The organism is Methanolobus bombayensis (genome assembly GCF_017873415.1).
Classification (GTDB): domain Archaea; phylum Halobacteriota; class Methanosarcinia; order Methanosarcinales; family Methanosarcinaceae; genus Methanolobus; species Methanolobus bombayensis.
This window is the reverse complement of record NZ_JAGGKD010000001.1, coordinates 368,270-393,438: the sequence shown is the minus strand read 5'-3', so window position 1 is coordinate 393,438 and position 25,169 is coordinate 368,270. Positions and strand designations below refer to the sequence as shown.

Annotated in this window: 23 protein-coding genes; 5 read left to right on the top strand and 18 right to left on the bottom strand. The window is 39.6% G+C overall.

Going from position 1 to position 25,169, the window contains the following annotated elements:
* Positions 1 to 8 precede the first annotated feature (8 nt).
* Positions 9 to 851 carry a class I SAM-dependent methyltransferase gene (locus J2746_RS02055; RefSeq protein ID WP_209615430.1) on the top strand — a complete coding sequence of 281 codons (843 nt, stop codon included), beginning with the start codon at positions 9 to 11 and terminating at the stop codon, positions 849 to 851.
* 34 nt (positions 852 to 885) lie between these two features.
* Here the strand turns inward: J2746_RS02055 and J2746_RS02050 are convergent, their stop codons facing one another.
* The 3 genes from J2746_RS02050 to J2746_RS02040 are packed head-to-tail and all read right to left on the bottom strand — an operon-like array spanning position 886 to position 3,085.
* A complete protein-coding gene (locus tag J2746_RS02050) occupies positions 886 to 1,386 on the bottom strand; it encodes a shikimate kinase (protein WP_209615427.1) in 501 nt (166 codons plus the stop codon).
* 49 nt (positions 1,387 to 1,435) lie between these two features.
* Positions 1,436 to 2,797, bottom strand: a complete 1,362-nt coding sequence (locus J2746_RS02045) for a PFL family protein (RefSeq protein ID WP_209615424.1) — start codon at positions 2,795 to 2,797, stop codon at positions 1,436 to 1,438.
* Positions 2,798 to 2,806: 9 nt separating this feature from the next.
* Positions 2,807 to 3,085 (bottom strand): ACT domain-containing protein, encoded by a 279-nt coding sequence (locus J2746_RS02040; RefSeq protein ID WP_209615421.1) that lies wholly within the window; start codon positions 3,083 to 3,085, stop codon positions 2,807 to 2,809.
* Between the two features lie 460 nt (positions 3,086 to 3,545).
* Here J2746_RS02040 and J2746_RS02035 point away from each other — a divergent pair, with 460 nt between their 5' ends.
* The 4 genes from J2746_RS02035 (at position 3,546) to J2746_RS02020 (ending at position 5,674) form a co-directional block, all read left to right on the top strand.
* On the top strand, positions 3,546 to 3,752 hold the full coding sequence (locus tag J2746_RS02035) for a DUF5371 family protein (protein ID WP_091711067.1): 207 nt from the start codon (positions 3,546 to 3,548) through the stop codon (positions 3,750 to 3,752).
* Between the two features lie 26 nt (positions 3,753 to 3,778).
* Positions 3,779 to 4,276: a type IV pilin domain-containing protein gene (locus tag J2746_RS02030; protein ID WP_209615416.1), complete on the top strand. Its 498-nt coding sequence runs from the start codon at positions 3,779 to 3,781 to the stop codon at positions 4,274 to 4,276.
* A 127-nt stretch (positions 4,277 to 4,403) separates the two neighbouring features.
* A complete protein-coding gene (locus tag J2746_RS02025; RefSeq protein WP_245249927.1) occupies positions 4,404 to 4,946 on the top strand; it encodes a hypothetical protein in 543 nt (180 codons plus the stop codon).
* A gap of 395 nt (positions 4,947 to 5,341) precedes the next feature.
* Positions 5,342 to 5,674, top strand: a complete 333-nt coding sequence (locus tag J2746_RS02020) for a DUF4870 domain-containing protein (protein WP_209615414.1) — start codon at positions 5,342 to 5,344, stop codon at positions 5,672 to 5,674.
* 78 nt (positions 5,675 to 5,752) lie between these two features.
* Here J2746_RS02020 and J2746_RS02015 read toward each other — a convergent pair whose 3' ends face one another.
* From J2746_RS02015 to J2746_RS01945, 15 genes are all read right to left on the bottom strand, one after another.
* Positions 5,753 to 8,662: a FlaD/FlaE family flagellar protein gene (locus tag J2746_RS02015; protein WP_209615411.1), complete on the bottom strand. Its 2,910-nt coding sequence runs from the start codon at positions 8,660 to 8,662 to the stop codon at positions 5,753 to 5,755.
* A gap of 444 nt (positions 8,663 to 9,106) precedes the next feature.
* The gene (gene thiI / locus J2746_RS02010; RefSeq protein ID WP_209615408.1) at positions 9,107 to 10,285 is read right to left on the bottom strand and encodes a tRNA uracil 4-sulfurtransferase ThiI; all 1,179 of its coding nucleotides are present in this window, start codon (positions 10,283 to 10,285) and stop codon (positions 9,107 to 9,109) included.
* 83 nt (positions 10,286 to 10,368) lie between these two features.
* A complete protein-coding gene (locus J2746_RS02005) occupies positions 10,369 to 10,515 on the bottom strand; it encodes a hypothetical protein (RefSeq protein WP_209615404.1) in 147 nt (48 codons plus the stop codon).
* A 92-nt stretch (positions 10,516 to 10,607) separates the two neighbouring features.
* Positions 10,608 to 10,910: an acylphosphatase gene (locus J2746_RS02000; protein WP_209615401.1), complete on the bottom strand. Its 303-nt coding sequence runs from the start codon at positions 10,908 to 10,910 to the stop codon at positions 10,608 to 10,610.
* Positions 10,911 to 10,933: 23 nt separating this feature from the next.
* Positions 10,934 to 12,841 carry a threonine--tRNA ligase gene (locus J2746_RS01995; RefSeq protein WP_209615398.1) on the bottom strand — a complete coding sequence of 636 codons (1,908 nt, stop codon included), beginning with the start codon at positions 12,839 to 12,841 and terminating at the stop codon, positions 10,934 to 10,936.
* Between the two features lie 97 nt (positions 12,842 to 12,938).
* Positions 12,939 to 14,039, bottom strand: a complete 1,101-nt coding sequence (locus J2746_RS01990) for an AI-2E family transporter (protein ID WP_209615395.1) — start codon at positions 14,037 to 14,039, stop codon at positions 12,939 to 12,941.
* Positions 14,040 to 14,152: 113 nt separating this feature from the next.
* Positions 14,153 to 16,210 carry a phosphoadenosine phosphosulfate reductase domain-containing protein gene (locus J2746_RS01985; protein WP_209615392.1) on the bottom strand — a complete coding sequence of 686 codons (2,058 nt, stop codon included), beginning with the start codon at positions 16,208 to 16,210 and terminating at the stop codon, positions 14,153 to 14,155.
* A gap of 71 nt (positions 16,211 to 16,281) precedes the next feature.
* On the bottom strand, positions 16,282 to 17,652 hold the full coding sequence (gltA, locus tag J2746_RS01980; RefSeq protein ID WP_209615389.1) for an NADPH-dependent glutamate synthase: 1,371 nt from the start codon (positions 17,650 to 17,652) through the stop codon (positions 16,282 to 16,284).
* Entirely contained in the window at positions 17,652 to 18,500 is an 849-nt protein-coding gene (locus J2746_RS01975; RefSeq protein ID WP_209615385.1) for a sulfide/dihydroorotate dehydrogenase-like FAD/NAD-binding protein, read from the bottom strand. Before J2746_RS01975 ends, gltA begins: the two co-directional genes overlap by 1 nt.
* A 148-nt stretch (positions 18,501 to 18,648) precedes the next feature.
* Positions 18,649 to 19,620 carry a lysylphosphatidylglycerol synthase transmembrane domain-containing protein gene (locus tag J2746_RS01970; protein WP_209615382.1) on the bottom strand — a complete coding sequence of 324 codons (972 nt, stop codon included), beginning with the start codon at positions 19,618 to 19,620 and terminating at the stop codon, positions 18,649 to 18,651.
* Positions 19,607 to 20,302 (bottom strand): PHP domain-containing protein, encoded by a 696-nt coding sequence (locus tag J2746_RS01965; RefSeq protein ID WP_245249926.1) that lies wholly within the window; start codon positions 20,300 to 20,302, stop codon positions 19,607 to 19,609. Before J2746_RS01965 ends, J2746_RS01970 begins: the two co-directional genes overlap by 14 nt.
* A 14-nt stretch (positions 20,303 to 20,316) precedes the next feature.
* Positions 20,317 to 21,183, bottom strand: coding sequence for a decaprenyl-phosphate phosphoribosyltransferase (locus J2746_RS01960; protein ID WP_209615381.1), 867 nt, complete (start codon positions 21,181 to 21,183; stop codon positions 20,317 to 20,319).
* Positions 21,184 to 21,301: 118 nt separating this feature from the next.
* Positions 21,302 to 22,882: a glycosyltransferase family 39 protein gene (locus J2746_RS01955; RefSeq protein WP_209615378.1), complete on the bottom strand. Its 1,581-nt coding sequence runs from the start codon at positions 22,880 to 22,882 to the stop codon at positions 21,302 to 21,304.
* Positions 22,883 to 22,896: 14 nt separating this feature from the next.
* The gene (locus tag J2746_RS01950; RefSeq protein ID WP_209615375.1) at positions 22,897 to 23,964 is read right to left on the bottom strand and encodes a DUF362 domain-containing protein; all 1,068 of its coding nucleotides are present in this window, start codon (positions 23,962 to 23,964) and stop codon (positions 22,897 to 22,899) included.
* 60 nt (positions 23,965 to 24,024) lie between these two features.
* Positions 24,025 to 25,146, bottom strand: coding sequence for a glycosyltransferase (locus J2746_RS01945; RefSeq protein ID WP_209615373.1), 1,122 nt, complete (start codon positions 25,144 to 25,146; stop codon positions 24,025 to 24,027).
* Between the last annotated feature and the right edge of the window lie 23 nt (positions 25,147 to 25,169).

The following is a 25,169-nucleotide window of genomic DNA, read 5'->3' as shown; positions in this document are numbered from 1 at the left end:
GGAAAAAAATGGTAATTGACATAGATTGGGGCAATGTCTGGATAGAGCAAATGAAAAGACATCTTGAAAGTGGAAACAAGAAAGAGTGCGCTTCAATATGGGAAGAAAAAGAAAACGCAAAAAGATTCTGGGAGATGTCGCAAAGAAACAACCAGCAAAGAGCACGGGATGTTATCAGTGGTTTGAACATTACTCCAGAATCCAGGGTTCTTGATATTGGTGCCGGACCCGGAACACTTGCAATTCCAATTTCAGAAAAGGTGAAACATGTAACTGCTGTGGAACCTTCAAGCGGTATGATAGAAGTTCTGGAAGAGAACATGGTCGCTTACGGAAGAAACAATATCAATATAGTCAGGAAAAGATGGGAGGACATTGATGTTGAAAAAGACCTTGAAGGACCATATGATGTAATTATTGCCTCATTCTCACTGGGAATGCCGGACATCCGCAAAGCTATAGAAGATATGCTTGCAGTGGCTTCAGGATACATCTACCTCTACTGGTTTGCAGGAAACACATCATGGGACGAACATTCAATTGATATATGGCCAAGGTTGCACGGAACTGAATATTTCATTACACCAAAATGTGATGTACTCTTCAATGTGCTGTACCAGATGGGAATTTATCCAAATATGGAGACATTCACACTTGGAAGAACTGAAAACTACGCAACACTTGATGAAGCAGTCGACAATCTGTCAAGCCATTTCTCAATTGAGAATGATGAGCAGAAGGAAATATTGAAGCAATATCTGGAAGAGACTCTTAAAAAAGAAGATGGTAACTATATTTATGATGCCTGTTCCAGGCGTGTTAAGATATGGTGGGATACTAAGGACAAATGATGTTAGCTTTTATCCGCAAAATTCAGAAAAGAGGTTATAGCATTAACTCTTTCCTTATTTTATTTACAACATCCATCACTTTATCTTTTCTGCCAACCTCAATTATGTGATCTGCAAAGGACAGGTAAAGACCAGTCCTCTCTTCATAAAGACCGTGCAGACCTTTTTCTTTGAGCCCAACAACACCACGGGTTGTGAGGTTGGACAGGCGAGTAACAATAGTTCCAAAGGGAACCTCAAGATAAACAATAACTGAATGTCCTTTCAGGAAATTCATTGCTTTTTCCGAGTAGACGACACTGCCACCGGTGGCAATGATGCTATTGTCTTTCAGGTTCATAGTAACAATACTCTGCTCCTCTGCCTTCAGCAGCGCTACATCTCCCAGGTCATTAACAATGTCCTGCAAACCTTTTCCGGAATCATCGATTACCAGTTTGTCCGTGTCGATGAACTGATAGCCAAGCATAGAGGCCAGTTTGTGTCCTGCAGAACTTTTGCCTGCACCAGGCATACCGATGAGAGTTATTATCATATGATCATCCAGTTTTCTTTTTAAAGCAAAAATAAACAATCAGTTAGTATCAGTTGGTAAGTGATTGTATAGGTGCAGGAATACGGCCACCTCTTGAAATGAACTGCTCTGAACTGAAATCATGAACAGGCATCACCGGAGCACTTCCAAGCAGACCTCCGAATTCTATTGAATCGCCAACTTTTGTGCCCGGAGCTGGTATAACCCTGACAGCAGTTGTCTTTTTGTTTATCATACCTATGGCCATTTCATCGGCAATGATAGCTGAGATCGTTGAAGAGGGTGTATTTCCGGGGACTGCTATCATATCAAGACCAACAGAACAAACACTTGTCATGGCTTCGAGTTTGTCCAGTGAGAGAGAACCCCGCTGCACAGCTCTGATCATACCTTCATCCTCACTGACCGGAATGAAAGCACCACTGAGACCACCAACTGAAGAAGAGGCCATAGCTCCGCCTTTTTTGACAGCATCGTTCAATAGTGCAAGTGCAGCAGTTGTGCCGTGAGTACCACAGCTTTCCAGACCCATGGCCTCAAGGATTGCAGCAACACTATCGCCTATGGCAGGAGTTGGAGCAAGAGAAAGGTCGAGCACTCCGAACTGTGCATGGAGCCTGCGGGCAGCTTCACGACCCACCATTTCACCCATTCGGGTTATCTTGAAAGCGGTCTTCTTGATGCATTCGGAAATGTCGCCCAGTGTAGGATCTTTTAGACCACGCACCGCTGAGTTGACAACTCCAGGACCACTCACGCCAACATTTATAACGCAATCCGGCTCACCGACACCGTGGAAAGCACCAGCCATAAATGGATTGTCTTCCGGAGCATTGGCAAAGACCACCAGTTTCGCGCAACCGATTCCGGAATTGTCCTTTGTCATCTCTGCGGTTTCTTTGATGACTTTACCCATAAGGGCAACTGCATCCATGTTGATTCCTGCTTTAGTGGTTGCCACATTGACTGAAGAACATACTTTATTAGTACTGGCAAGAGCACCGGGAATGGATCTGATAAGTTTCAGGTCACCGGGAGTCATGCCTTTCTGTACCAGCGCACTGAAACCACCTATGAAGTCAACACCTGCATCTTCAGCAGCTTTGTCAAGTGTTTGCGCAACAGATGTAAGATCTGTTGCATCACAACTTTCAGCAACGATAGCTATCGGAGTAACAGAAATACGTTTGTTGATAATGGGAATTCCATAAAGGTTCTGAATGTCATTGGTGGTCTTTACGAGGTCTTTCGCGTAATACATAATCCGGTTGTAGACATTCTCATTGAAAGTATCTATATCAGGATGACTGCAGCCGCGCAGACTGATACCCATGGTTACCGTCCTTATGTCAAGGTTCTCATTACTCACCATTTTGATTGTTTCAAGGATCTCTTCAGGATGAACAAGCATGGCAACACCTCAGATCCTGTGCATGAAACGGAAAGCATCTTCGTTCTGAACTTTTACTTCCACACCGAGGGCTTCTCCTTTAGCAGACATTGCCTGCTGAAAAGCAGCCAGATCGAAATTGTCTTCATTTATCTGCGCCAGCATGATCATGGTGAACAGATCATCCATGATCGTCTGACTGATGTCAACTATATTAACATTATACTGAGCCATAGTCTGCGTGATACCCGCAACAATACCAACTTTATCGATACCAATAACAGTAATTATAAATCGACTGGATGACATGAATTTTCCTTCATTTGTTAATTTTTAATTAATTTTGGATGAACTCTAAATGATGTTGACAACTATAGAGTAGCATAATAGATGAGGTGCTATTTTGTTTTTGCCGATGAAAGTACTTACGCTAAGCTCAGAGAGAACAACGAAAAAGTATATTTGTGAGTGACGGAATTCTCTTAGAGGATATAAAAAAATAAAATCATTCTGATAGCTCTGCCAGCTTTGTAAAATCAAAAGTTAGTAAATAACTCCAATAAAAGAAAAATTTGACGATTGCAGTAACATTAAATTCCGCAATAGAATATATTTTCACAAATATATAATATGGCCTGTAAAAGTCGGATGAACCTTTAAATTGCTTTTGAGCAGGTAACAAAGTTTATATACAATTTTCATTATGATTATAATGATGATGGTTTGAACGGCTAAGTTCATCAGATGATTCAAACAATCAGGAGATACAATGGTTAAAATTGTACATGCACAAACGGTACTCACGGAAGATGAACTGGCGGCTTTGAAGAAGAAATGTAATGAGTCGTCAACAAAAGAAGCCTTGAGTATGGCAGTGCAACATTATCTCGAGTGCGAATATACCGACCTCGACGATAAAATGTGGACCAAGAAACTTGAAAAAGTGGTCCAGAAAAAAAAGCAAAAGAAAGTATAGTTTTTTGAACAAGAGAGGAACAAATTATGAGCAAAGCAAACCAATTCCTTAAGGGAGAGGATGCAGTATCTCCGGTCATAGGAGTAATCCTGATGGTCGCAATCACTGTCATCCTTGCTGCAGTTATCGCAGCGTTTGTATTCGGCATGGGACCACCAGAACAGGCACCACAGGCAAGTGTAAGAGCATCTGCTGCAGATATTGGTGACAACGCTACTATCAAACTTGAGCATCAGGGCGGCGACCAAGTAGTATTTTCGTCATCTAGAACAACAGTTTCCATATCAGGAAACACAACTACAGAAGGCGCTGCAACATTCGATGTAACAGGCGATGCAGCTAACTTTGATGCAGGAGATGTAATGTACATCTATGCTGACACAGCCGGAGACTTATACCTTGACACAAGCAATCTCACAAATGGTGATGGTGGAGCTGTAGCAGTATCCGGTGAAACTATAAATGTAAAGATTATTGATGTCACAAGTCAGCAGCTAATTTCTGACATGGATGTCAGGTTCTAAGCATAATTAAATAACTAATGACGCATCTTGCGTCAACCTTTTTCTTTTTTTAATATAATACTATAGATAAGTATATATACTTTCCAAATCCACACGTCATTGTAAATAATTATATACAGGACGTGGTATGTTGGACTATGAATTATTATTGAAAAATTCCTGGAATGTTGTAAAAGAGAATATTGTTACATTTGTTGTCGGTCTTTTAATAACTGCAATAGGATCTATATTGATAGTTACCATCGCGCCTCTTTTTTATGGATTTACATCCATGGCCATTAAGGGAGCAAGAGGAGAGATGATAGAGATAAATGATGTTTTTGTAGGTTTTAGCAAGGACAATTTCATCCGAAGCTGGACATTTATGATCATATATCTGGTAGTCGCCGGAATACTTGGAGAGATAGCATCGATACTCAGCACCATAATAGGAATACTCTTCATGTTTTCAATGCCACTTCTCGTTATAAAAGAAGGAACCGGTGGAATTGAAGCCATTACAGAGAGTATTGAAATTGTTAAGACATCTCCTGTAGAGAGTATTGTTGTTTATGTTATAACTATCGTACTCAACATGATCGGCGCGCTGCTTCTGGGAATCGGACTTCTCATTACAGCACCTATCAGTACAGTGATCCTTGCTTATGCAACGTTTGAACTGGCAGAGTGAAATCAAGGAACAACTAATAGTATCGTAATAACTATGCTGTGTTGAAACATGATGCAGCATAATTCTTTTTTTAGATAAAAACCAAAATCATCTTATATTCATTGATTCTGAGCTATTTTCAACTTTCAGCATGCAAAGCTTTTGTAAAACATATAGACCTGAAGCAGCCATCAGAAGTGAGCCTATATTCAGGTTTTCCATATAGAAATCAATACATTCAGCATAATAAGAAATGAATTAAATAGATATGTTTAAATATATATAAATCTTACAAATAACATGTCATTTTATTAACAGTTAAGTATGTGGTGAATTAAAGGTCATAAATATATCAATTGTTATTTGTAATCATAAATGAACCATTAAAAAAATATACATTTATATGGAGAGTTACTATGAGCGAAACTAATTTAGGAGTAAGCGAAAATATCGCCGGATTAATAGCCTATGTTTTAGGATTTATTACTGGCATATTATTATTAGTTATTGAAAAAGAAAATCAATTTGTGCGTTTCCATGCAGCACAGTCTACGGTCTTATTTGGTGCCGTATTCATATTAAATATTGTTCTGGGATTCATACCATTCCTTGGATGGTTAATAGCATTTGTATTATCAATGGTCGCACTTGTTCTCTGGCTACTCCTGATGTTTAAAGCATTCAATGGAGAGATATACAGAGTGCCAATGGTCGCAGACTATGCTGATAAACTGGAAGTAATGTTCTAAACTAACAAAACACATTTTAGCAAAAACGATTTGTTTGATGGCCATTTGGCCTCAAACATCTATTGTTCTTTTAATAACTTATATACCGTAGATCTCAGATCCTTTTTTGACCTTCTCAATATCTCTTTCTATAACAGAAAGCCTGTTCTTATCAACCTTCATACCTGCAAGGCTTTCAATGAACCATATAGATTTGACATGGTCATCCGGAGTTAGTTTCCAGTCAGGCTTCTCCATGTAGAAATCAATGCCATCAGCATAATGCAGGAGCTCCATTCTTACTTTCTCAGTGATCCAGCCGAGTTCTTCATAGTAAGACAATATATCCGGCAGGTTGTTACGACCTACAAGTTCCATCAGGAATTCAAGCCATTCCATACAGAGCTTCATATTGCTGGAATTTTTCACAATATTGGAAAGATGGACATTCTGTCCGAATCCCTTATAACTTCGTGCACCAAGTTTTTTTAGCTCGCTTTCCATATATTCAGTAAGAGATTCTATTTTTTCAAGCAATTCTGTATTTTTATTTTCGTAACCCTCTCTAAATTCCCGGAAATCTGAAGAGACCTTTCCAAGATTGTCAACTACAGATGACATAGACCTTGAGAATTCTTTTGAGGTTGACCTGGATTCTTCCTGCAATTTCTCAATGCCATCCACTCTGGTTCCAAAAGAATCGATCTTAGATGACAAATCAGCAAGCACTTCAAATTTAGCTTCATTTTCCTGCAATGATTCGTGTAGTTGAGCAAGAAGAGCCGTATAAGAACCTACAAGTTCAGATACATTTTCTTCTATAAGTGAAAGGTCAGACCTGATGGAACCATTATCAGATTGAAGAGAAGAAACTGAAGACTCAAATTCTGAAACCTGACTTTCTATCAGAGCCATCTTTCCCTCTATTCCATCAAAACGAGCATTGTTTTGAGATAATGCACTCTCACTTGAACTTACAGCAGCAGCTACGGATTCACTGAGAACCATGATTTTCTGAGAAACATTTTCAACTTCAGTATTCAGTGATGAGAATTGTGTGCCAATGTCACCAATATCCGTTTTGAGAGTTCCAAGTTCACCTTCAAAATTCTCAAACTTTTTATCTGCGTCTATTTTTATGTTCTTTAATTCTCTGGAAAGAACCTTCTTTGAGAGTTCCGTTCCTGAAGAAGAAGAGCTTTCTTCCGCAACAAGACCTGTGAACTGCTCAGAAATATCAGAATCTTTTTCAACTCCGGCATCACCAAATCCTGATGTAACGTTCAGACCAGATTCCTCAGAAATAATATCTTTTGAAACAGAAATTGAATCCGGAATTAACTCATCCTTTTCAAAAGTATCTATTTCGCCTGTTCCGACATCACCATCATCTTCAATATCTGCCAGATATTCGTCCTTCATCTCCATAATAGGCTTCTCTATGGGCGTTACATGAACTATATCCTCAATGTTCTCACCTTTTTTGCTTTCTTCAGTTTCCTGAGAGGATTTTTCTGGTTTGGTAGATTCCATAGAGTTCATATTCGTTGGCTCATCAGGAACAGCAAAGGGATTAAAATCTACGTTCTCCGGTACAGCAAAAGGATCAGCATCAAAAGGCGAATCTGATGGGGAACGCCTTGTATCAGGAGTATTATTTACATTCTCGGCAATATCTACTTCCTCGCGCATGTCCTCCATTCTTTCAATAAGGCTCTTGCCTTTTGTGAGATTTTTTAACAAACCTTTTGTGATACCGGAAAGTCCTTCCAGGTTCTTCTTAAGTGAGCCCATATCTATTGGCACCTTTACTGAACCTTTTAGTGCATTACTTTTCTTTTCCGTGGAATTACCCATGTCCGAAATGGGTTCGCCAAATGGATTAGTTGGAGCTTGACCAGATACAGAATCCTCAAAAGGATTAGTAGGAGGTACACTGCCATCGGAAACTTCAAATGGATTGGATTCTACAGCAGACTCGGTAGGAGCAAAAGGATTAGTGGGAGGTGCATTGCCATCGGAAACCTCAAAGGGATTGGAGCTTACAGCAGACTCGGTAGGAGCAAAAGGATTAGTGGGAGGTGCATTGCCATCGGAAACCTCAAAGGGATTGGGTTCCACAGCAGACTTGGAAGGAGCAAAGGGATCAGTGGGAAGTGCATTGCCATCGGAAACTTCAAATGGATTGGATTCTACAGCAGACTCGGTAGGAGCAAAGGGATCAGTGGGAGGTGCATTGCCATCGGAAACCTCAAATGGATTGGAGCCTACAGCAGACTCGGTAGGAGCAAAAGAATCAGTGAGAGGAATATTGTCATCTGCAACTTCAAATGGATTTGGCTCTGCAGATGATTCTGATGGGGGAAATGACTTCGGAAAAGGAGGTTTATCTTCGGACTGCGTGCCCATCGGAGGGAACTGATCTGTTGGAAGAGATGAAGGAACAGGAGGTGCTGTGTTTTCAACTGAAGGTAGTTCTTCAGATTCTTCGTCAGAGAATATCTGTGGTTCAAATAGTGGAGGAGGAGATCTTTTTTTCATAGGATTGCCTTGTTTTGGAGGAACTGGTCTGGCCGGTTGGAAGCCGGGAGAAATAATCCCACCTAGATCAACAGGCTTTTCCGGAGAAGGAATTTTACCAGCACCGGCAATTTCAGAATCCTCCGAAGGTTTCATAAATGGTGGTAATTCAGGAGGGGAAACTTTCTCTTCAGAAAGAGAAGGAACCGGTGGATTACCACTTAATGCGGAAAGGTCTGGTAAGTCACCGAAAGGAGAAGTTTCCATTTGTTGTGTGACATCATCTGCCTGACCCTGTTCGTTTTCATCTACCTCTATTTTTGCCTCTTCCATTGGTGTATCGGCAAATGCATTTGCCAGTATGTCGGGAATAGGTGGTGTAGAACTTTTATTCAGTTCAGAGGTACCTGAAGCATCTGATGAGGACTCATCTTCTACTGAGGCCATTACCTCTGCTATCTTTTTATTCTCCCATGGAAGTTCACTCATAAAAACCAACTGATAAGAAGTATTTGCATTATTATAATTACAAGATTATTATAGGTGGGATATTTATATAAGAGTTGCTCTTGACTGCAAAAGGAATATTGCAGATTATCAAAAATAACATAATTAGAAAAAAAAACAACAAAATTTATTTGGTTTTAAAAAAGAGTTTAGGCGCACGGGAATAATTGAGGGAATGGACGAGAGATAAAGGATGAAATTTGTGCTAAAAATTCACTTTGCTGTGAGTTTGTGCGCCTAAATGTGCATTGTAGATAATAGTATATAAGTATTATGTATTACTTTCAAAAAAGAGAAATATTATGATAGCATGATGAAAACACAAAGCTATAAATGAATAGTAATCAGAATATAATATTATAGCGTTAAAATATCATCCCTTGTTAATGTGCAAAATATGCGCACCCGTGAAAAATAATAAAATAATTATTCCAGATCAATTCTCAAAATATTCGCATTTTTCACTGAGGAATCAACAAGAGTTTCAATATCTATTTTTTCTTCTTCAATAATCATCGAATCCATTCCGGCTTTTACTTCCGGATGTATCGGCACAGCACCACAACCACCTGTCTCACGGATGGAAATATCGTATGTGCCTATTTTTCTTGCAATATCAATAATCTCATTCTTATCAAGACCTATCAACGGATGGTACAACGGAACACAGAGACCATACAACTCAGCATACATGTTAAAAGTTGTCTGTGAAGCTACCTGACCAATTGAGGATCCGGTAACGATGCCTGAAGCACCTTCTTTCTTCATAATCTCCATAGCAATACGATACATCGTACGTTTGCACAAAAGGCAGGTCTTGTTCTTTGAACATTTATCGATAAACTGACGAAGGTTTGCACCATGTGGAACTTCATATAATTTAAAAGGATGCCCCGGACACCATTCCTGAAGAGCTTTGAGGCAATCTATTGTACGCTTGTGAGCACGTTCATCGTTATAAGGAGTGTTATTGCAGTAAACAGGAATTACTTCAATTCCCCTTTTCATCATCATCCATGTGGCAACAGGTGAATCAATACCTCCTGACATAAGTGAGACCATCTTTCCCTGAGTACCCAATGGAAGTCCTCCAACGCCTTCTTCTGTCTCTGTGAAAACATAGGATTTGCTCTGCCGCATTTCCACAAAAATTTCTCTGTCTGGATTAGTAAGATCAACTGAAGGAGTTATCCCCTTAGATTCCAGCATCTTCCAGACTGCATCGCCACATTTCATACCAATGTCACGGGATGAAAAAGAATGGTTCCCGGTACGCCTTGCCCTTATTGCAAAGGACTGACCTTCTGAGATGTAGCCATCAGCAAGTTCTGAGCATAAAGAACCCGCTGCTTCAATGGTGGCATCGGCTACCCTTGCAAATGATGTTGACACTACACCAAAAACATCTGCTGCTGCTTTTGCAGCTTCTGGATCATCACTTTCGATGAATATCCTACCCCATTCCCGGGATATCTTTGAATAAGGAATTCCACGATGATCAAGCATTGAGCCTATGTTCTTTACAAGGGTCTTCTCGTACCAATTACGAACTCCTGTGCTTTTTAAAGCCAGTTCACCATATCTTACTAAGACAACGTTTTCCATTGATTAGCAATCAACTTCAGACTATTAAAGATAAACGGAAAAACTAATTTTGGAATGATGAAATTTAAAAAATGAACCCACAGTTATTCTTTTACAGTGAAATCGGAATAACTGGACGAGTAGGATGACCAGGAAACAATAACATCATCAACTGCGACAGTATCTGCTTTATCGAAAGTCTTATTCATCTCCATATAACCTATCAATGCCTGTATAGAAGATTTTTTCATCCGACATAAAGAGACATACGTTTAGTATGGATATAATATTTTGACATCTGGAATAAATGTGAAAATTAATAAAAAAGATTAAATAAAGAAAATCAGCGCTTTATGGAGAAATCTGTATACTCACCTGCAGGTTCTGACCACTCCACATTGACATCTTCAACATTTGCAAGAGCCGGACCTATATGCAGAAAATCAATGAGTTTATGGATAGAAGCAACTTTACCTTCTGCAAAAACCTCTACTCTGCCATCTGGAAGATTACGGGCAAAACCGGTCAGTCCGAGTTTCTGGGCATTATCTACAGTAAACCTGCGAAAATATACTCCCTGAACTCTTCCTGTTACAAGTATTTTTGCAGAGGAAATATCCTCTGCACTGGACAAGTCATCCTGCATACACTTTAATTCGCAGGGCAACCTTATAAGAATTTTGGCCTCTGTGAAAGCAGCTTTGCAAGACAAAGTCCCTTGTAAGGCATACCTTCAATTTCTGCTGCAACACGAGAATTGAGTTCTTCAGGGGACATCTCAACTTTCACAGGCTTCTTTGGCTGAGATTCAGCACGGATGGTAACATTGATGGTGCCACTTTCAACCTCGCTGTCACCGACAACCACTACATATGGTACCCATTCACGACCTGCCTCACGTATCTTCTTGCCAACTGTATCTTCCCTGTCATCAATGTCTACACGACAGTTGAGTTTGTCAGCAATCTGCATGGCATAATCCATATGTTTGTCACCTATAGGGATTATCCTTACCTGGGTCGGAGAGAGCCAGAGCGGAAGAATCGGAACTCCTCCTTTTTCAGCCTTCATAGCTTCTTTCTCAAGAAGACCATATATACAGCGCTCTATTGCACCGCTTGGTGAGCAGTGTAGAATAACCGGCCTGTTGGCACTTCCATCAGAGTCAATATAATTAATGTCATATCTTTCAGCATTCTCAACATCGATCTGTACTGTTGAGAGTGCACTTGCCTTTGCAAGAGCATCAACGAAGTTGAACTCGAACTTAAGTACAAAATAGAAGAAACGGGTATCCCACATCTCAACAAGTACCGGCTTGTTCACAGTCTTTGCAAGATGCGTGATGAAATCCTTGTTCTCATTATAGAAATCCCTGGTAAACCTGATAGCAACCTCGAAGTCATCAACCTTGATTCCAATCTTATCAAGAACATCGATGCACATGTTATACTGCTGGCCGAACTGATCTATTGCACCCTCCATATCACCACAGAGACTGTGCATATCAGGCATTGTGAAAGCCCTGAGACGTCTGAGACCTACAAGTTCACCACGCTGTTCCTTCCTGAAGCTGTATCTGGTCATTTCAACCATTTTAAGTGGCAGGTTCTTGTAAGAAATTGTCATGTCGTGATTCATAAGGAATTGACCGAAACATGCGGCAAATCTAAGGAACATCTGCCTCTTGTCAGATTCAATTGAATACTGGCGTGCAGGGAACCTGTCAAGATATTTCTTCAGGGTTGGGTGATTCATATCGTACATCAGAGGAGTCTCAACCTCCATTGCACCAACCTTTGAAGTTTCCTCGAGTACATAGTTCTCAAGGAGTGATTTCATAAGACGTCCTTTTGGATAGTAACGCATATTACCGGAATCAGACCCGGGTTCATAGTCAGCTATTTCCAGCCTTCGCATAAGTTCAACGTGTGGCGGTGCTTTGTCAACAGCTCTTGCTTTGGATATCTCATAGTCCACGAACTTTCCGAGATTTTCATGACCTTTGAAATCAAAGGTGGATGCATCGTGCAATTCACCATCTGGTGTCAGAACGTGCCAGTAGGATTTTGCAGTACTTTCTGCTTTTAGTGCCTCGGAGACAACTTCTTCCTTTACAACTTCGCCACAGGCACTGGATTCCTCACCAGTTGATTCATCCGGAACAATAGTACGGGATAACTCAGAAAGAGGGTGTCCTTTACAACTTATCTTGAAAGCCTTATACCAACCAAATGGTGCTCTTTTAACTATAAAATCTCCGGAAAGTGCTGCTTCTATACCTTTAAGAACAGCAACACCTGCTTTTGGAGAAGAAAGATCAGAACTCAGGTGAGCATACGGATATACCATGATACTCTCAGCTTTCACCTGTGTAGCTACATTCTTTATCTCTTCAACAGCTTCGGAAATAGCTCCCTGGACATTTGCCTCATCGACCTTTTCAACTGCGATGAAAGCTGTAAGAGCTTCCTCAAGTCTTCCCTGTTTAAAGGAATCCTCAATCTCTTCAGCCACAGGAGTGCTCTTTTTCACTTCATATTCAATATAATCAGAATGGATAAGTAATAACTGCATAATAAATTCACCTTTGAGATTCTGCTACCTAATTAGGCCAATCCTTATTAACCTTTTTCAAATCACAGAAAAACAAATACAAGCCAATATCGAAATCCTATTCTGTGATGGATTTGGATTCAGCATCATCATTGCAGAGTGATATGTCCATCTGGGAGCATATCGCAGTATTGTCATTTATGTATACACGATATGCAGCAACAATAGCACCAAGCACTATTGGAGCCAGGAAGAAACCTGCAACACCCCCTACAAAACCACCACCCAGGAATGCGAGGAGAATCAGGAATGGATGGATCTGTGATTTTATGCTTGCAAGATACGGACGTAATACAAGTTCCGGTGGAGCATATATGACGATCGATGCAACAATAAAGAACACTGACGCACTTTCAAGTCCTTGCTGAAGGTAACGATATACAGATAGCACAAGCAGAACCATGTAACCGGCAAACATGGGGATCACAGAAGCAACGAATATAAGTGCTGCAAGCGCAAGCACATGAGTGAATCCAAATGCATAGAACACAATAAGAGACAGGACACTGACTATTAGTGCTGCAGATGCATTGCCTACAAAAATACCCTGTAATATCACATCAAGATGCATTACAAATCTTTCAAATGCAGAATCATGTTTTTCAGGAACAATCTTCATTACTGCCCTGTAAAGACCATCCCCATCTGCCAATAGGAAATAACAAAGGAATATTGCCAGGAAGAGATTAATTCCAAACATCACCAGATTACGAGCATAAGAAATGACTCCTATTCTACCGAGCAAAGGCAAAATAGATGTTGAAACATCCCATACAAGCTGCTGCACATCATCGCTGTATGTGGCTGGTACGTCTATGGATCTTAAAAGATCAAGGATTGTGTTTAATACATAAGCCTGATTCTCAACTACCCATACGATCTGACGAAGTATCTCAACTATACCCGAACCAATAATAAATACAACAGGAACTACTATACATAGTGTTGCTATAAGTGCCCCGAGTCTTCTAAACCGCCTTAGTTTCATGAATATAGGCCGGCCTATATAAGCAAATACAAGTCCAAGTACAATTCCGTCTGCAAGTGGAAACAATATGTATGAGAACAGAAGGAAAAGTAACAGAACAACCAAAAAGGAAGCTAGTTCCCATTTTGCAGCAATTATACGCGAAATTCCATCCTTTTCGTTATTAACCATTTTTTCCCTTCTAAGATTCTTTTGATTTTATATAATATTATAGCTATTAATAATTCTTCCCTGTAAATTCAACATCGTTAATTGAATATGAAGTATGATATCTCCGGAAAATTTTATTGTAGCTTGTTTTCATACCTGAGAACAACACAAGAATCAGTACACTTTCCACATCTTATGCATTTCTCACTAACACGAACATGTCCATCATCAATTGAAATTGCATTTACAGGACATGTTTTTACACATATTCCACAGCATGTACACCTGTGAGCCTTTAGTAACTGGCGTGAAACTTCCCTGAAAACTGATTCTGCCGTATCTTTGTCTTCAGAATTTACCACAAGACTTCCCGATGAAAATATCTTGACGTTTGCAAATTTATTTTTTACCATGAGAAGCCCCAGCTCTTCTGAATAGACCATTTCCCCTATTATGTTCATGACACCCTTTGTCTTTTCCATTGAAAAACCATGGATAGAAGCTTCGATACTATAGCCTCCCGCCTTGCATGGAGAAATTCCCGAACTGATATCAACACTGAAAACCGACTCTTGTGAGCTGGATGAAGTTGAAATATCCAAGTCTCTGCAAAGTTGTAGCATTTTAGGCGGTAGTTCCTTCCACCTCCAGAGACCATGTTTTATGTACTTTTCAGACAGACCGTTTTTTTCCGCCCACTGCAAAAGGAAAGATTCCCATCTGTCATACATTTCAGGGTGAAGAACCTTAAGGCGCTGATATTCAGCTGTAAGTGCAGCCGGACACAAGTAACACCCAACTCTTTCAAAACCAAGATCATAGAGACGATTGTAGTCAAGTTTTCTCCAGTAGATGTAGAGCCAGACTTCTATTGCTTTCCAGTCCTTTATGGGGAAAATGTTGAGCTGACCCGGTACAAACGGATTTTTCTCACTTGTGGAAACATTAGCCCTTGAAAAAGACTCATAACGTCTTTTTCCATCCACTGTTATGCACGTTGGGGACTTAGCAAGACACTCTTCTATGGCATCATTTGCAGGTGCAAGTTTGCATATTTTGCAGCACCAGCGAAAATCTTTTGCAGGAGGACCGAATGAGCCAACATTGTCCCAGAAATCAGAAACTGCCTTTTTTTCAATTAATTCAATAGCATTGGCCCTGCAGTAATCATGAACAAAATCCACGGTTTCCGGGAATTCAATTCCCGTGTTAAGGAAAAATGCCGAAACGTTCCTGTTTTTAAGGGCACTTAAGGTAAGGTCAAGAACAACAAGACTATCTTTGCCACCACTGAAAGACACATTTACAGGCAGTTTTTTGTATTCTTTCTGGTTCGCTATACCCTTTATGGTATTAATGGCATTCTTGCCAATCTTGCGTATATATGGCAGGTTTGCATCAATTACGTTTTCCATTGTAGAAATATTTGAGAGTAGCGAAGAACGCTGTGAATCAATTTTTCTGACCCTGATGACAGGACCATCAATTGAATCGGCATCTTTAGCATCACAAAGTGCAATCCCATAACCCGTAAGCTTGCCTGATCTTATAAGAACAAAATCTCCTTTTCTGACATCATCAGACATTGATTCAACTAGATCAAAATTCACTTTTTTACCATTAAGATGCCTGGAATTTTTTTTCAGGACAAAAGTTTTCAGCTCCGTTTGTTTCAGAAGAATATGAGCACCTGAAACAGATGGTTCAAAAGTGTAATCTATTTTCTGCAGATCAAAACGAAGAATTCCCACTGTTAAACTGTCTACTATAACTTCATCGGTTTTGTCGTCTCCAGGAATTTTGTTCAGGAGAATTATGCGATCTGTAAATGGATTGCATTCGTAAGTCGACATAAGAATATCATGAAAAACGCTTTTTTCATACGGAGAACAGAACCTCACATCTGCAGGCTGAGAAAGATCTATCCTTTTGCTTTCTTTTCCACAGATATTACACTTTTCATCAAGAAGCGGTACATTGCACTCCATGCACCAGAAGATATAATCTTTTTCGTTGCTGGCATATCTCTTCTGAGACTTTTTTAGAGATGCATCTTTTCCTGAAATCCTGTTTTCGGACTTTTTACCCCTTCTGGAAACAGGTGAATTATTCACACTCTTCAGATGTGACCTAGCATATCTCTTAGATTTAGATGTGCCGGAAAAAGAACTGCCTTTTTTCATTGATACCATTTAGCGTACTCCAGCTTAAAAAGATGTCCGGGGGGAAAATAGAAAGAGAATCCGGACAAAGCCGGAAATAATTATTTAGAAAGATATTCGTTTATTGCCTGTGCAGCAATCTTACCTGCACCCATTGCACTGATAACTGTTGCAGCGCCTGTTACGGCGTCACCACCGGCATAAACATTGTCAATGGATGTCCTGCCGGATTCATCAACCACAATTGTTCCCTTTGAATTTGTCTCAAGGCCTTCTGAGCCGGAGAAGATCATAGGATTAGGTGATGTACCTATTGCAATGATAACAACATCTGCATCAACCACATGCTCTGAACCTTCAACCGGAACAGGACTTCTTCGCCCGGATTCATCAGGCTCACCAAGTTCCATGTTGATACATTCCACACCATTTACAGTCATGTTCTCGCCTTCGAGAATCCTTGTTGGGTTGGTAAGAAGCCTGAAGATAATACCTTCTTCCTTTGCGTTCTCAACCTCTTCTCTCCTTGCTGGAAGCTCTTCCTCACCACGGCGGTAGACTATGCTTACCTCATCGGCACCAAGGCGAAGTGCACTGCGAGCAGCATCCATTGCAACATTACCACCACCAACTACAACGACCTTCTTTCCTCTTTTGATAGGAGTATCGTAGTCTGGGAACTGGTAAGCCTTCATCAAGTTAACCCTTGTGAGGAATTCATTTGCAGAATAAACACCATTGAGATTCTCACCTTCAATACCCATGAACTTTGGCAGTCCTGCACCGGTTCCAAGGAATACAGCGTCGAACTCTGTTCTTAGTTCATCCAGAGTCTTTATTTTACCAATGACATAATCAACTTTCACATCAACACCGAGCTGTTTGATGTATTCCACTTCCTCTTTTACAATTGCCTTTGGAAGCCTGAATTCAGGAATTCCGTAAGTAAGAACACCGCCAGTGTCGTGTAGTGATTCGAATATTGTAACTGCATGACCTGCTTTTGCAAGGTCTGCTGCTGCTGTAAGACCTGCCGGCCCGGCACCGATAACAGCAATTTTCTTTCCTGTTGATTCCGAACGCTGTGGAGGAGTTACACCCTTCTTTCTTTCATAGTCTGCACAGAAGCGCTCAAGTCTCCCTATGGCAACAGGTTCACCCTTCTTTGCCAGCACACAGTGTAACTCACACTGAACTTCCTGAGGACATACACGTCCGCACACAGCAGGAAGAGTATTTGTAAGTTTAATTGTTTCAATTGCCCCGTCAAAGTCACTTTCCTTTATACAGGAAATAAAACCCGGAATATCAATATTTACAGGGCACCCATCCACACATTTAGGATTCTTGCACTCAAGGCACCTTGAAGCCTCAGCAAGTGCCTGCTCGTCGGAGTATCCCAGTGCTACCTCATCAAAATTATGTGCTCTTTCTTCAGGGTCCTGTAATGGCATTGCCTGTCTGTCAACCATCAGTTTTCACCTCTGCAGGTGCATTTGTGATCGTGATTTTCCTGACATTTTGATTCTTCATCCCTGTAAAGTGCAAGACGGTTCATGAGCAGATTAAAGTCAACTTTATGAGCATCAAATTCAGGACCATCCACACAGGCGAATTTTGTCTCGCCGCCAACAGAGACCCTGCATCCGCCACACATGCCGGTTCCATCTATCATTATAGGGTTCAGACTTACTATGGTCTCAACACCATATGGCTCAGTCATACCTGCTGCCACTTTCATCAGAATAGGAGGACCGATTACAACGATCCTTGCAACCTTCTCGCCACTGTCAAGGATTTCCTTGACTACATCGGTTACAAATCCATGATGACCTTTTGAACCATCATCTGTTGCAACGTGGAACTCGTCACTTGCAGCCTCCATTTCATCTTCAAGGATAAGGAGACTTTCGTTTCTTGCACCGATAATGGAGATTACCTTGTTGCCAGCTTCACGGTAAGCCTTAACCTGAGGGTATACAGGAGCAATACCCACGCCGCCACCTACAAGAATAACAGTACCCAGTTCCCTGACATCTGCAGGTGTGCCCAGCGGACCCACAAAGTCCTGAAGCCCATCAGAGGAACTCATTTTAGCAAGCTGTTTTGTAGTCTTGCCCATTTCCTGGAAGATTATGGTGACAGTACCTTCTTCTGGATCAAAATCTGCAATCGTGAGAGGTACTCTTTCACTGGTCTCGTCAATACGTAAAATAATGAATTGTCCTGCCTTTGCGGCTCTGGCAACGTCAGATGCCTGGATTTTCATAAGATGCACAGAGGGTGCAATCTCTTTTTTCTCTATGATTTGATATGACATGGAATCACATTTTGGAAATTTGAATGGAAAATTGATGGTGAATGTGAGGGTATGATTAGAGTAATAGTACTTAAGAATTGAGATAAGGGTCTGTAATACTTATAATAATAAACTAAGGCCTGTAAATGCAATTTATATTTACTCATATCTATTCAAGTTCTGGCAAATCAGCATCATCCCTGTTTTCAAACTTCTTCCTGTTTAATGCAAGGGTGAGTGCCCCGACAAAAACCCCAAACCACAGGGTTCCGAATCTTATCAACAAAGCCGCACCTGCCGCTATTGCTTTAGAAATACCTGCACTCTGGAGAATTCCCACAATACTCCCCTCTGCTACACCAAGTCCACCAGGAAGCATAGATACGGCTCCTGCCATGGAAGAGAAGGCAAAAGCAAAAGTTGCAAAAACAAGACTTGTGTCAATACCAAAGCCTTTCAGCACATACCACATGGCAATACATTCGAATGACCAGGATAGTATACTTATTAAAATTGAAATGAAAAATGGCTTCATTTCAAGCAAAGAATAAGCACTTTCATAGCTGGCGTATAAATGATGTGCAAAACCAGAAACTAGTGGCATTTTTTCCCCGAATTTTATGAGACTGTGTGATAATGATCTGGACTGAATTATGATCAGAATAATAGCAATGAAAGAAAGAATCATAACAAGGACGATTTTGCCATTATCAAACAAAACTGATCCGGTAGATGCCAGTATTATAAGACCCACCACATCTGTCAGGCGCTCAGCAAAAACAATTGGAGCTGTCCTGCTCATGCTGATATTATCCAACTGTTTAAGAAGATAGGATTTCAGTACTTCGCCAAGTTTCCCGGGAGTTACAGACATTGTAAGCCCGCTGAAAAAGACAATAGCACTATCCATCTTGCTCACATGGATATCCAGAATTGAGAGATAGTAATCCCACTTGTAATATCTTAAGAGATAATTAAGAACTGTGAGTAAAAGAATCAATGGAATGTATTTCCACTCAAAAGCAATTAGCTCAGCAGTTATCTTGTTAAGATCTGCATATATCGAAATAAGGGCAAATACAACTACAGCAAAAAGAGCTGATAACAGAATCTTTGTCCTGAGTTTTTCAATAACTGACATAGCGTTTTTTCCATTTCAGCAATTTAGTTCCTGCATGATTAATCAATGATGATTTTCTGCCAGAGACATCCACGTTCCCGGCCAGGATTGATACCTTAAGGGCCTGCATAGGATCTTTATCATAAGCCTCATTGTCAACATTTATTTCATTGTATGCATGTCCTACTTCATTTGAAAAGTGAGCATCGCTTCCTGCAAGCATTACCAGATTATAGTCTTTTTGTTTCTTCAACGCATATTTCCTTGCATCCTCATTACTTTCATTCTTTAAGCATCTGGAATTCAAAACTTCAATCCCATCTAAAAGATGCACAATACTGTCCACATTATTAAATCTTGATGAACGAAATTTATCGAATGGGTGAGGAACTACTACAATACCACCTTGCTTATGTATTTCACTTATGGCTTCAAAGGGATCTCTTGACTTTATTTCCTCATTCAAGAACAAACCTATTATTTCGCCTTTTGTGGTCATTAACTCGCATCCCACAATAACCTTGAAATTTTCAGTCTCAAATTTTCTGGCTTCAAGAGCACCTTTTATGGTATCATGATCAGTTACTGCTATGCCGTCGAGTCTCCTTGAAATAGCTTTTTTGACCAGCTTTTCAGGTGTCAGGAAACCACATTTTGGTGAATTATTTGTATGAGTATGCAAATCGAATTTTAGTGTTCTCAAAATCATCCCTTCTTTCATATAGAATAAACAGGAGTGAAATGGAGAATGAAAAGTACCATTATCACCCAAATCAATATGCAACCCACCATTCCTGCATCTTTGAACAACATTTCAGGCTCTCCTCCAAAATCAGAAGTATGGATCAAAAAGAGATACCTGAAAAGACCATAAACAGCAAGTGGAATTGTAAGCATCATATAGTACCTGCCTGAAAAGAAAGTGTACAGGGAATATGAGACAACCAAAGATGCAGTTATTATGGTAATCATTTGCTCCAGCATCATTGTCGAATAATCATCCAGTATCTTACGATGAGCAGTGGCGCTATCACCAAGTAAATAAATTTCATGCCTTCTTTTACCAAGTCCCAGAAACATTGCCACCAAGAATGTGCAGATTACAAGCCATGGGGAGAATACAACGCTTATTGCAACGGCTCCAGCTGCAGCTCTCATCACAAATCCTATGGATATGGTCAGTACATCAACTATTACAATCTGTTTTAGTACAAGTGAATAGAGCAAAAATAATACAAAGTATGCTCCAGAAATTATGCTCAATGATGGCGTAAAGTTAAATGATATACCCAGTGAAATGACAAGTAAAATTATTGAAAAAATAAATGCATGTCCTCTCTTCAATTCTCCGGAAGCAATCGGACGATTTTTTTTGACAGGATGCTGTTTGTCTTTTTCAGCGTCTACTATATCATTGATGACGTAAACACTGCTTGAAATGAGACAGAATACAAAAAATGTAATCAAAGAAGCAGACCATGCATCAAAGTTTCCAAGATTACCTGAAAAAACAATTGCAACAAAAACAACCAGATTTTTGTACCACTGTTTAGGACGCATGGTCCTGAATAAAGCTGATATCATAACTCTCTTTATCCTTTTAAAAATCAATTTTTTTTAAATTTTTAAGATTTTGTGTGTAATCCTCTGATGGTACTTGGAAAGTATTTAGTAAGTCGATTATAATATTTAAGGTGATTAGTTAGGAATTTGGAGTCAGTATATAAACTCCCCCAACTACAGATATAACATGGGCATCGGACTGCAGCCAAGATATTGCTGTTCCCTCTGGATTTGCGGCATTTATATCACCAGTCAGTACAAAAAATAATTTATTCGGAGCAGTTTGTGAAACAATTGAATCCAACTCTTCATGAGTGTATCCAGTAGTTTTTACATATGTGCCATCACTGGAGTTATCATAATAATGCTTTAAAGGCTTTGATATATAAGAAGGAAGAGCAACAACTACATCTCCTTGCTGGGTATTGGATTCAATTACTCTTGATACCTCCTTCCAGTCATTTTTCTGTGCTGTTGAATAATAATCAGCTAAAGAACCAGCTGAAGTAAGCACTAGGGAAAGTACAATCAAAATTGTTAAAATTATTTGCTTATTCACAGATTCTTTTTTCATTTCCTTTTTCTTTTTTCCGGAATGCTGAGTTTCTGAAATGAACAATAGAGGTATTGAAACAATACCACGGGCAACCAGTATTAAAAATGCTGGCAAAATAAAAATCAGATACCTTGGCTGGAAAGGCATAACTGAAGAAAGGTAAAAACTTACAAGGATAGGCAAAATAAACCACATTCCCAGTAACAGAGATTGTCTTTTATTTTGCAATATAACAGCAATTGCCCCTGCAACAAAAAGTATTAAGAAGAGAAGAGAGGGGGATGAGGAATAAGTTGTAAAACGTGAAAATAATATTGGAATTAAATAAGATGGTCCAATTCCCCATGTAACTTCACCTCCAACCCTGGATGCAGCCTGTTCGAGGAAAACCTGTATCCTAGGAATTATCAGTAAAACAATGGTCAGAATATTTATTGTAAAAATCCTGAATTGTCCTGCATCCTTCAATGCAATCGGATATTTAATATTGGACTCCCGGGAAAAAGACAGACCTGTAAGCATATAAAAAAGTATCTCTATTGGAAAAATAAAAAAACCAAAATAGTGAGTATAAATATTCAATACAGTAAACAATGAAAATAGGATCCAGTAAATCTTTTTGTTATCCTCAACTGCAAGATAGAAGAAATAAATAGAACACAATGATAAAAACATAAGCATTGAATACATCCTTGCTTCCTGAGAATAATAAATATGCATCAGTGAAATTGCAAGCAGGAATGAACTAATGAGTCCCTCTTTATGACTGAAAAGTCTGGTTGCTAACAAGTACAAAACCGGAACACTGAAAACCCCAAGCAGCATGGATGGGAACCTCAAGGCAAACTCTGAGTTCCCTGCAACAAGAAAAATGTGAACTAAAATGTAGTAGAGTGGCGGATGTACATCGCCAGATGTTGATTCAATAATTCCGGCAAGAGTGTTTGAGGATATTAAATAAGTGGTTACTTCATCAAGCCACAGGGATTCTGCCCCAAGCTGGTAAATTCTTAAAACTGCAGCCAAGCATGTAATAGCGAATATTATCTGTAATTCAATTTTTGAGCTGAAGGAATTTGAAATATGAGATATGAATCCTTTTTTTTCAGAAACCACAGAATTGGTTTCTTCCTTGTTTTTTTCCGGGTAAGCATCAGATGACATAATAATCTCCTGATTTAGTCATACTTCTTGAATAATTGTCCCCATTCTGTTTTCATAAATTCATTCACACGTTTTTTTCCGACAAGTGGATACCAGAAATAGTCATGATAACCTGCTGAAGCCATTATAGGTACTTTGAAAAGAGGAGTGTGAAACAGTATGGGCTCTACAAAACTTAGAGGGCCTTTTCTGAACAATTTATCCCCCTGAATTACGAGACTTTCACCGGTGCTGAAATGATAATTGACATTACTAATGTCTTCACCAACTACTTCTATGTTGCTGACATCACCTACACCCAGACTTTTCCCGTCTGCAAGCCGTATCTGATCAATTGACAATGGATCAAAGCCCATCATCTTGGCGCTCACTGCATCAATTGCAACCTGATCACCACTTGCAAGAATATAATTTTTAATTTCGGGAATCATTGTTCTTGGACCTGCACCGTCACCACATACTGTTCCGTCCATTACTGCAAATATACCTGTGTGAATTTCTTTCTGTATGGATAACAGGTCAACAAGTACCTCATGAATGTATTTATGAGAATGGTGTCTTCTTTCCCTTAGAAGACCACCAAAGGCATTTTTGAGTGCTCCGGTCATGGTTGTATGTCCGTGTGTTTTCTGGGTTGGCAAATGAAGAACATTAGCTCCAATAAATGGTTTTGGTATTTTGAATCCATCTGGAAAAACCTTATACATTGCAAGCATTTCAGATTTAGGTTTATAGTCCACCCATTCCACATCAGTCAATGGAACAAAATCAACATCATACTTTTCAAGAATAGGAATCCACTTATTCTGTCTGGCTCCTTTCATTGGGTTGGTAACTACTGTTTTGTTTTCCATGGCTACAATATCTTCATAGCCATCTTCTCTCATTGTTTTTAGTATTGCTTCAAGCTGCCAGGGTTCTGTGGAACAGGCAGGGAAATAAAGCGACCAAGACAAATTAAGTTTGATAATTGTTTTTTTATCCTTTGGAAGATATTGCTGATAATCAATGCTACGCATCAGTTTACTGTAGTCCTCTATTACAGTAGATGGTGTGGTTTTCCGGACAGCGACTTGTGACATTGGAAATACTATTATCAGGAAGATATAAAAATACTACCATACAGAAAAACAATATTCACTTTATATTTTAGTTCTTTTATTGGGCTCCCATATGTGCACATCTCTCAACATATTGAACAAGCCTATCAGTAGGTATCCTTGATAGATAATAAAGGATGAGACAATATTAGTATGAATATTGCCCATCAGGACAAGAAATACAATGAAAACTATGAAAGCGAAACCATAGATCAAGTTCATTGAAGCAAGTACTAGAGTCCACAATATCAACGACAGGAAAAATGTTGTCGGAACTACAGCAAACATCAAAAATCTCAATGGATAAATTATCATACCAAATTTACCATATTTTGGAGAAAAAACATCATTGTTAAAAATCGTGGCCTCAAGTAATCTTGTAGCCCTGCGGATTTTCTGACGACGTTGTTCACTGAATTCATGAGGAACGAGTTCATAAAACTTTGCGGATGGAACATATTTACATTTATACCCATTACGTATAACAGACAATGCCATACTGGCATCATCGGCACCTCTGCGAGTATTAAGTGAGGAAGCAGCCTTTTTCTTGAAAGCAACTACTGCTCCGTTAAAACAATATGTGGAATGAAGATTGCTTTCCCATGTACATATCCTTCCATAGATGGAGCGATAGGCACTTTCGGACTTGGAGAACAGTGTATCACCTTCTGAATAGGTTATCATGTCACCTGAAACAGCACCAATGTCATCGCTACTTGTGAGTACCGCCATAAGATCAGGGATGGTATTCTCATCGAAAAGACCATCTGCACCTGTTATAACTACTATTTCATTAAATGATTGCTCTATGCCCCTGTTTATAGCTTTGTTTACACCACTTCTTTCATGCGTGATAACTTTTCCATTTAGTGCATAATCATCAAGTGCTTTTTTTGCTATGTCTTTCGTAGAATCATTTGAACCGTCGTTTGAAACTATGATTTCCATCTTATCTTTTGGATATGATTCTGCAAGGTTTTTGAGACGTTCTTCAATGACAAGTTCTTCGTTGTAGGCAGGGATTACAATGCTGACATTAGGTAAGGACTTTAGAGTTTCTGTAAAAGGTGGTTTTGAGATAAAAGATGCAATTATGTAAATGAAATAGACTGTAATAGGGATGGCAGATACGCTTAAAGTGAGGGCAATTGGGAGATTCATATGTACTCCATTGAGTGTGATAC

Bases quoted from the DNA above. Each gene is read 5' to 3' on its own strand.
- J2746_RS02055 (WP_209615430.1), top strand. From the start codon at position 9: ATGGTAATTGACATAGATTGGGGCAATGTCTGGATAGAGCAAATGAAA.
- J2746_RS02050 (WP_209615427.1), bottom strand. From the start codon at position 1,386: ATGATAATAACTCTCATCGGTATGCCTGGTGCAGGCAAAAGTTCTGCA.
- J2746_RS02045 (WP_209615424.1), bottom strand. From the start codon at position 2,797: ATGCTTGTTCATCCTGAAGAGATCCTTGAAACAATCAAAATGGTGAGT.
- J2746_RS02040 (WP_209615421.1), bottom strand. From the start codon at position 3,085: ATGTCATCCAGTCGATTTATAATTACTGTTATTGGTATCGATAAAGTT.
- J2746_RS02035 (WP_091711067.1), top strand. From the start codon at position 3,546: ATGGTTAAAATTGTACATGCACAAACGGTACTCACGGAAGATGAACTG.
- J2746_RS02030 (WP_209615416.1), top strand. From the start codon at position 3,779: ATGAGCAAAGCAAACCAATTCCTTAAGGGAGAGGATGCAGTATCTCCG.
- J2746_RS02025 (WP_245249927.1), top strand. From the start codon at position 4,404: ATGTTGGACTATGAATTATTATTGAAAAATTCCTGGAATGTTGTAAAA.
- J2746_RS02020 (WP_209615414.1), top strand. From the start codon at position 5,342: ATGAGCGAAACTAATTTAGGAGTAAGCGAAAATATCGCCGGATTAATA.
- J2746_RS02015 (WP_209615411.1), bottom strand. From the start codon at position 8,662: ATGAGTGAACTTCCATGGGAGAATAAAAAGATAGCAGAGGTAATGGCC.
- thiI (WP_209615408.1), bottom strand. From the start codon at position 10,285: ATGGAAAACGTTGTCTTAGTAAGATATGGTGAACTGGCTTTAAAAAGC.
- J2746_RS02005 (WP_209615404.1), bottom strand. From the start codon at position 10,515: ATGAAAAAATCTTCTATACAGGCATTGATAGGTTATATGGAGATGAAT.
- J2746_RS02000 (WP_209615401.1), bottom strand. From the start codon at position 10,910: ATGCAGGATGACTTGTCCAGTGCAGAGGATATTTCCTCTGCAAAAATA.
- J2746_RS01995 (WP_209615398.1), bottom strand. From the start codon at position 12,841: ATGCAGTTATTACTTATCCATTCTGATTATATTGAATATGAAGTGAAA.
- J2746_RS01990 (WP_209615395.1), bottom strand. From the start codon at position 14,039: ATGGTTAATAACGAAAAGGATGGAATTTCGCGTATAATTGCTGCAAAA.
- J2746_RS01985 (WP_209615392.1), bottom strand. From the start codon at position 16,210: ATGGTATCAATGAAAAAAGGCAGTTCTTTTTCCGGCACATCTAAATCT.
- gltA (WP_209615389.1), bottom strand. From the start codon at position 17,652: ATGGTTGACAGACAGGCAATGCCATTACAGGACCCTGAAGAAAGAGCA.
- J2746_RS01975 (WP_209615385.1), bottom strand. From the start codon at position 18,500: ATGTCATATCAAATCATAGAGAAAAAAGAGATTGCACCCTCTGTGCAT.
- J2746_RS01970 (WP_209615382.1), bottom strand. From the start codon at position 19,620: ATGTCAGTTATTGAAAAACTCAGGACAAAGATTCTGTTATCAGCTCTT.
- J2746_RS01960 (WP_209615381.1), bottom strand. From the start codon at position 21,183: ATGATATCAGCTTTATTCAGGACCATGCGTCCTAAACAGTGGTACAAA.
- J2746_RS01955 (WP_209615378.1), bottom strand. From the start codon at position 22,882: ATGTCATCTGATGCTTACCCGGAAAAAAACAAGGAAGAAACCAATTCT.
- J2746_RS01950 (WP_209615375.1), bottom strand. From the start codon at position 23,964: ATGTCACAAGTCGCTGTCCGGAAAACCACACCATCTACTGTAATAGAG.
- J2746_RS01945 (WP_209615373.1), bottom strand. From the start codon at position 25,146: ATGAATCTCCCAATTGCCCTCACTTTAAGCGTATCTGCCATCCCTATT.